The organism is Streptomyces sp. ATLC9 (assembly GCF_057196705.1).
Genome location: NZ_JBXUOY010000292.1, coordinates 1 through 6,060, shown reverse-complemented (window position 1 = coordinate 6,060; position 6,060 = coordinate 1). Strand labels below are relative to the sequence as shown.

8 protein-coding genes are annotated in these 6,060 nt (G+C 71.4%); 5 read left to right on the top strand and 3 right to left on the bottom strand.

Translation table 11 applies throughout. From position 1 onward, the window contains the following. Positions 1-63: 63 nt before the first annotated feature. Positions 64-1,242 (bottom strand): cystathionine gamma-synthase, encoded by a 1,179-nt coding sequence (locus tag AC2CJA_RS22810; RefSeq protein WP_484604552.1) that lies wholly within the window; start codon positions 1,240-1,242, stop codon positions 64-66. Positions 1,243-1,280: 38 nt separating this feature from the next. On the opposite strand from AC2CJA_RS22810, the gene AC2CJA_RS22805 reads away from it, so the two are divergent. Both AC2CJA_RS22805 and msrA read left to right on the top strand, forming a co-directional pair. Next, positions 1,281-2,486, top strand: coding sequence for a hypothetical protein (locus AC2CJA_RS22805; RefSeq protein WP_484604551.1), 1,206 nt, complete (start codon positions 1,281-1,283; stop codon positions 2,484-2,486). An 88-nt stretch (positions 2,487-2,574) separates the two neighbouring features. Next, on the top strand, positions 2,575-3,270 hold the full coding sequence (gene msrA / locus AC2CJA_RS22800; RefSeq protein WP_484604550.1) for a peptide-methionine (S)-S-oxide reductase MsrA: 696 nt from the start codon (positions 2,575-2,577) through the stop codon (positions 3,268-3,270). A 71-nt stretch (positions 3,271-3,341) separates the two neighbouring features. Here the strand turns inward: msrA and AC2CJA_RS22795 are convergent, their stop codons facing one another. Together AC2CJA_RS22795 and AC2CJA_RS22790 are read right to left on the bottom strand one after the other, a co-directional pair. Then, the gene (locus AC2CJA_RS22795) at positions 3,342-3,812 is read right to left on the bottom strand and encodes an NUDIX domain-containing protein (protein WP_484604549.1); all 471 of its coding nucleotides are present in this window, start codon (positions 3,810-3,812) and stop codon (positions 3,342-3,344) included. Between the two features lie 3 nt (positions 3,813-3,815). Then, on the bottom strand, positions 3,816-4,532 hold the full coding sequence (locus tag AC2CJA_RS22790) for a helix-turn-helix domain-containing protein (RefSeq protein WP_484604553.1): 717 nt from the start codon (positions 4,530-4,532) through the stop codon (positions 3,816-3,818). 144 nt (positions 4,533-4,676) lie between these two features. Between AC2CJA_RS22790 and AC2CJA_RS22785 the strand changes: the two genes are divergently transcribed. From AC2CJA_RS22785 to AC2CJA_RS22775, 3 genes are all read left to right on the top strand, one after another. Then, the gene (locus AC2CJA_RS22785; protein WP_484604548.1) at positions 4,677-4,916 is read left to right on the top strand and encodes a hypothetical protein; all 240 of its coding nucleotides are present in this window, start codon (positions 4,677-4,679) and stop codon (positions 4,914-4,916) included. Further along, positions 4,916-5,158, top strand: coding sequence for a DUF7848 domain-containing protein (locus AC2CJA_RS22780; RefSeq protein WP_484604547.1), 243 nt, complete (start codon positions 4,916-4,918; stop codon positions 5,156-5,158). Before AC2CJA_RS22785 ends, AC2CJA_RS22780 begins: the two co-directional genes overlap by 1 nt. 262 nt (positions 5,159-5,420) lie before the next feature. Beyond that, positions 5,421-5,711 carry a hypothetical protein gene (locus AC2CJA_RS22775; protein WP_484604546.1) on the top strand — a complete coding sequence of 97 codons (291 nt, stop codon included), beginning with the start codon at positions 5,421-5,423 and terminating at the stop codon, positions 5,709-5,711. Positions 5,712-6,060: the final 349 nt, after the last annotated feature.

Sequence of the window (6,060 nt, the reverse complement as noted above, 5' to 3'; positions counted from 1 at the left end):
GGCCTCCGCCGCGGTCCCCGCCGGTACTCCGTACGACCCGCTCGGGCCCGGGCCCGCCCGGGCTCAGCCCAGTGCCCGCGCCAGATCCGCCACCAGGTCGTCGGCCGCCTCGATGCCCACCGACAGCCGCACCAGGTCCGAGGGCACCTCCAGCGCCGAGCCCGCCGCCGAGGCGTGCGTCATCCGGCCCGGGTGCTCGATCAGGGACTCCACCCCGCCCAGCGACTCACCGAGCGTGAACAGCTCCGCCCGGTCGCACACCTCGACCGCCGCTTCCTCGCCCCCGGCGACCCGGAAGGAGACCATGCCGCCGAAGTCGCGCATCTGCTTGGCCGCCACCTCGTGCCCGGGGTGCGTCTCCAGCCCCGGGTAGTACACCTGGACGACCTTCGGGTGGGAGACGAGCAGTTCGACGACCCGCGCGGCGTTCGCGCAGTGCCGGTCCATCCGCACCGCCAGCGTCTTGGCGCCGCGCATCACCAGCCAGGAGTCGAACGGCCCGGCGATGGCGCCCATCGCGTTCTGGTGGAAGGCCAACTCCTCGCCCAGCGCGGTGTCGGCGGTGACCAGCGCGCCGCCGACCACGTCGGAGTGGCCGCCCATGTACTTGGTCGTGGAGTGCACCACCACGTCCGCGCCGAGCGACAGCGGCTGCTGGAGGTAGGGGCTGGCGAAGGTGTTGTCCACCACCAGACGGGCGCCCGCCGTACGGGCCACATCGGCCAGCGCCGCGATGTCGGCGATGCCCAGCAGCGGGTTGGACGGGGTCTCCACCCACACCGCCTTCGTGCGCGGGCGCAGCGCGGCGCGCACGGCCGCCGGGTCGGAGGAGTCGGCCACGTCCCACTCCACACCCCACCGCTCGGCGACCTTCGCGAACAGCCGGAAGGTGCCGCCGTAGGCGTCGTTGGGGATGACGACATGGTCGCCGGGGGTGAGCAGCGTCCTCAGCAGACAGTCCTCGGCGGCCAGTCCGGAGGCGAAGGCCAGCCCGCGCCGGCCGCCCTCCAGCGCCGCGAGGTTCTCCTCCAGGGCGGTGCGGGTCGGGTTGGCGCTGCGGCTGTACTCGTAACCGCCGCGCAGGCCCCCCACCCCGTCCTGCTTGAACGTGGAGACCTGGTGGATCGGCGGCACCACCGCCCCGGTGGCGGCGTCGGGCTCCTGCCCGGCGTGGATGGCGAGGGTCTCGAAGTGCTGCGCCGGGGTCCGCGTCTCGCCCCGTGCTGCGTCCTGGTCACTCATGGCCCCGAGCCTAGCCCCGCGGGCCGTACCGTGGAGGCATGGAAGCCCTGCTGTTCCTCATCGCCACCGCCGCCGTCGTCGGCCTGCTGATCGTGCCCGCGGTCCGCCGCCGCCGGGAGCTGAACGGTTCCGGGGGCTCGCCCGGCATCCGGGCCGCCGGCGATCCGGACCGCTACGGCCTCGTACCGCCCGAACGGCTCGACGTACGGCTGCCGGGCCCCGACCCCGAGCTGATCGAGGCGCTGGAGGAGACCCAGCGGACCCAGGACTGGCAGCCCGTCGCCCGGCTGCTCGCACTGACCGGCGACGACTGGGAACTGCGCTGGCAGCGCGTCCAGTCGCTGGCGGGCGCCGCCGCCGTGGAGCTGGCGCGCTCGCGCACCACCCCCGCGCCCCCCGAAGCTTCCGCGGAGCAGACTCCCCCGGCGGACCGGACCCCCTCCCTCAGCAAGGAGCAGCCGCCGGCGCCCGCGCCCGTCGCGGACGCGCGCTGGCTGCGGAACTGGCGCACCGCCTCGCCGCGCGACGCGGCCTGCGCGCAGGTGTACGCGCAGTTCCTGGTCTGGCAGGCGCTGGGCGACACCGGCTCGGCCGACCGGCGGATCGTCCTGGAGGAGGCCCGCGAGATCGCCCTCGAGGCGATCCGTGTCGCACCGGCCGACCCCACCGCGTACATCACCGACCTGTTCGCCGCCCGTGCCCTGGGCGTACGCCGTCCCGAGTTCGAGGAGCGGTGGGAGGAGGTGCGCAGGCGCGCGCCGCACCACATGGGCGCGCACCTGGTGGCGCTGCCGTACTGGTCCGCCAGGGGCCACGGTTCCAGGGAGGACGCCTACGCCTTCGCGCAGCGCGCCGCCGGCGAGGCTCCTGAGGGCAGCCTGCTGCCGGCCCTGCCGCTCTTCGCGGTCTACGACCACCTGCCGGATGCCAACATGGTCAGCGGCCTCTACCGCAGCGCGGTGGTGGAACAGGCCATCGAGGGCGCGCGCTACGCCCTGCACCACGCGCCCGCCGGCCACCCCGTCGCCCCGCACGTGCGCCATCTGCTGCTGTGCTTCCTGGTGCGCGCCGAGCGGTACGCGCAGGCCGTGGAACAGGTGCGGGCCGTCGATGGTTATGTCGGTGCGCTGCCCTGGGTCGACGGCGGCGACCCGGTGGCGGAGTACTCGGCGTACCGCGCCCTGGCGGTCGCCGGCTACGAGAGCCTGGGCGGCGACGCGGCGCACACCCCGCCGGCGCACTGAGACGTAGGGCGGCGCACCGCACACGGCGTACGCCGCCCAGGCGGCACCGGGCCCACCGGGCCCGCCGAGGCCACGAGGAGAGTTGAGCATGCTGTTCGGCCATTTCAAGAAGTCCCTCCCGACGGCGGAGGAGGCCCTCAAGGGCCGCCCGGAGCGTCCCCACACCGTCCCCGGAGCCCACACCGTCCTGGGCAACCCGCTGCTGGGCCCCTACCCGGAGGGGCTGGAGACCGCCGACTTCGGCCTGGGCTGCTTCTGGGGCGCGGAGCGGAAGTTCTGGCAGACCGACGGGGTGTGGACCACCCTGGCGGGCTACCAGGGCGGCCACACCGAGAACCCGACGTACGAGGAGGTCTGCTCGGGCCTGACCGGCCACACCGAGGCTGTCCGCGTCGTCTTCGACCCCTCGAAGGTCACCTACGAGGAGCTGCTGCGGGTCTTCTGGGAGTCCCACGACCCCACCCAGGGCTTCCGCCAGGGCAACGACGTGGGCACCCAGTACCGCTCGGCGGTCTACACCCACTCCGCCGGGCAGGAGGCCGCGGCCAAGGCGTCCCGCGACTCCTACCAGGCCGTCCTGGCCTCCTCCGGCTACGGCGAGATCACCACGGAGATCCTCCCCGCAGGACCCTTCTACCCGGCCGAGGGCTACCACCAGCAGTACCTGGACAAGAACCCCGGCGGTTACTGCGGCATCGGCGGCACGGGCGTCAAGCTGGATGCCCCGTCCGAGACGAACTGGGGCCGCTCCTGCCCCACCGGCATCGCCCCGGTCGACGGCTGATCCGGCCGCGTCATCGCGATGCCCCCGGCCTGCTCGCACAGGACCGGGGGCATCGTCGTCTCCCTGGTGGCTCAGCCGAGGTACGGCCGATCGCGGTGCTCCAGGAAGTGCCGGAGCCTGAGCCGCTGGGTGTGGTGCATCGGCAGGGAATCGATCTCTCCGGGCGGCACGAACCGCAGCTCGGTGGACTCGTCCGAGATCGCCAGTTCGCCCCCAGTGACGCGGGCGGTGAAGCAGACGTTGAACTGCCGCCTGACCTCGCCGTCGCTGTAGGCGATGACGTGGCGGGGGTCGGTGTATGTGCCGACCAGGCCGGTGATCTCCACGTCGAGCCCGGTCTCCTCCTTCACCTCGCGCACGGCCGTGCCCGGCAGGGAGTCGGTCATCTCCATGCCGCCGCCGGGCAGGGCCCACAGGTCGTTGTCGCGGCGGCGCTGGAGCAGGATGCGGCCCTCCTCGTCGGTCACGACGGCGGAGGCGGCGACGACCAGACTGTTGGGCTCGGGGGCGTCGGGGTCGTCGTAGTACTCGGTCCGTGCCATGCCTCACTCTTCCTGTACCGGTGTCGCCGTTGCCCAGACGGCGTCGAAGCTCTGCGCGTAGGTGTCGAAGATCCTGCCGCTGTCGTGGCGGCGCAGGTGCCACACGGGCGCCCCGTAGGCGTTGACACCCCACACGTGGGCGTTGACCAACATCTGGTCGTCTGCCCGGTAGAGGGAGTTGTAGAGCGTGGTCCCGTGTGTGCGGACCTCGACGCCCGGCACGCCGAGCAGGGGCCGGTAGTGCATGAGCGCGAGTCGGCAGCGGGACTCGATGCCGTGGCCGAACTTCTCCTCCTGGCCGCGCTGCTGGACGTTCTCACTGTCGGCGTCACCGATGGCGATGCGCACGGTGCATCCCTCGACCGCCCGCTCCCTCAGCATGTCGTTGAGACGGGGGTACGCCTCGTGCAGGAAGACGGCCGCGTAGACCAGTACGTCGATGTGCTCGCGGGCCTGGGCGAGCATGTCCGTGAAGGCCGATACGGGAACGTCCGCGCGCTGGTCGTACAGGGCCATCAGTTCGGGGCTTATGGCTCGTGCGCTGCGGGCCTGGCGCAGGGCCGGCCAGAGTGCGTGCACGTCTTCTCCTAAGGCTTCGGCAGCCAGCATCGCCGTCGTGCGGCGCGGAGTGCGGCCGAGGTTGACCCACCGCTCAACGGACTTGGGGTCCACCTCCGCCTTCGCCGCGAGGGTGGCGTAGGTCCACCCACCGGCTGCCATGGCGGCTCGTAGTCGCTCGTTCTGCACCGAGTCTCTCCCTGGTCGTGGGGACGTAGCTAGGGACGTTCTACCAACTCCGGGACGTCCCTAAATGGGTTTTGGGGGAGGTATCAACGTCCGTGGTACCGGCGTGATCCTCACTGCATGAGCGACAAGGGAGCCCTCGACGTGGGCACACTGGCGCTGGACGAACGAACGGGCCGCGTGGGCCGGGTGATGGATCACCTCGGCTCGCACGTACAGCTCAGACCGCCCGGCGGCGGCCTGGAGTGGGACGCGGACCCGGGCCAGGTGCGGCCCGTCACCCCGAAGGAGCGGCTGACCGCGCGGCTGGCCGAGGTCAACGCCTACAGCAGGAACCCATACGGCAAGGACGCCTCGTGATGCGCGCGGTCTTCCGCTACATCACATGGACGATGGCACCGCACATCACTGCGGACGCCCCCGAGATGCTGCACGAGTTGGAGTGCTCCTCGTGCCTGACCTCCTCCGGCACGGAAGCGGACTTCAACGAGGCGCGCGCCTGGGCCTTCTCCCACACGGGAAGCCACCCGTCCCACCGCGCGTACCGGGAGGTCGTCACCCGCAACTGGCGCATGACCCCTGGCAAGGGGGAGTGCCTGTGAGGCAGCGCCTGTTCTGCGTGCTGATGGTCGTCTTCTGGGCCGCGGTGGTCATACCGCTGGCGATAGCCGGCGACCCCTACCCACGCTGACCGGCAAGACAAGCGAAGAAACCGGACCACCCCTCGCCTGGACAGCATCCGGGTGGTCCGGCCCTGGGAGCCCTCGCGGACCCCGGTGCCCGATGGTACCGGGGCCGCCGTCATGCCTGATCGTCGGCGCGAACGGCACGGTGCCCAACCTCATTCGCAGGAAGGGAATTTCAGTGCAGCACGACCCGATAGGCCCTGCCTCCGAGAGCGGCGAACTGGACCCGGACGGCTGGCTCTGGGTCCGTGGCGTGGACTACGTGGCGGGCTGGCGAGACGCGACGAACGCAGCAGCCGACCTGACCGACGCCCTGTCCTCCGCTGGCATCGACACCACCAAGCTGGCAACCCGTGCCGACACCGACGCCGACGGCTCGGGTGTCCTCCACCTGCGCCTACCAGCTCCCGTAGCGCAGGAGATAGCCCGCCTGTTGCGGGGAGCCGGACGGATCGACGGCCCGCGGTAACCATGGCCACGTCCTGACCCCCGCTTTAGGAGTTCGATCACCGGATTGTGTGGCCTGCCCGGCTCTCGTGTCCCTGATGGCTCCTGGTCCTCCTACGGCTGCTCCGGTCCGTGGCTGTCCGGGGGCGTTGATGTCAGCTGGTGATGTCATCACGCCTTATCACCGCTTTAGGAGAGCGGTAGGGCCACCCTCCGCCTGGCCTGCGGCCTCACGTCTAGCCCTGTTCCTGGTGCTGTGCTCGTCACTGAGCTCTTTCCAACCTGTTCGGCTGGAGGGGCAGTTGGGGTGACAGACAGGTGAAGCCCCTGGTAGATGGGTTTTCGACCAAGAAATCCGTCTCCACCAGAGG

Excerpts from the sequence above, each read along its gene's own strand:
- AC2CJA_RS22810 (WP_484604552.1), bottom strand. The coding sequence starts at position 1,242 with ATGAGTGACCAGGACGCAGCACGGGGCGAGACGCGGACCCCGGCGCAG.
- AC2CJA_RS22785 (WP_484604548.1), top strand. The coding sequence starts at position 4,677 with ATGAGCGACAAGGGAGCCCTCGACGTGGGCACACTGGCGCTGGACGAA.
- AC2CJA_RS22805 (WP_484604551.1), top strand. The coding sequence starts at position 1,281 with ATGGAAGCCCTGCTGTTCCTCATCGCCACCGCCGCCGTCGTCGGCCTG.
- AC2CJA_RS22795 (WP_484604549.1), bottom strand. The coding sequence starts at position 3,812 with ATGGCACGGACCGAGTACTACGACGACCCCGACGCCCCCGAGCCCAAC.
- msrA (WP_484604550.1), top strand. The coding sequence starts at position 2,575 with ATGCTGTTCGGCCATTTCAAGAAGTCCCTCCCGACGGCGGAGGAGGCC.
- AC2CJA_RS22780 (WP_484604547.1), top strand. The coding sequence starts at position 4,916 with ATGCGCGCGGTCTTCCGCTACATCACATGGACGATGGCACCGCACATC.
- AC2CJA_RS22790 (WP_484604553.1), bottom strand. The coding sequence starts at position 4,532 with ATGGCAGCCGGTGGGTGGACCTACGCCACCCTCGCGGCGAAGGCGGAG.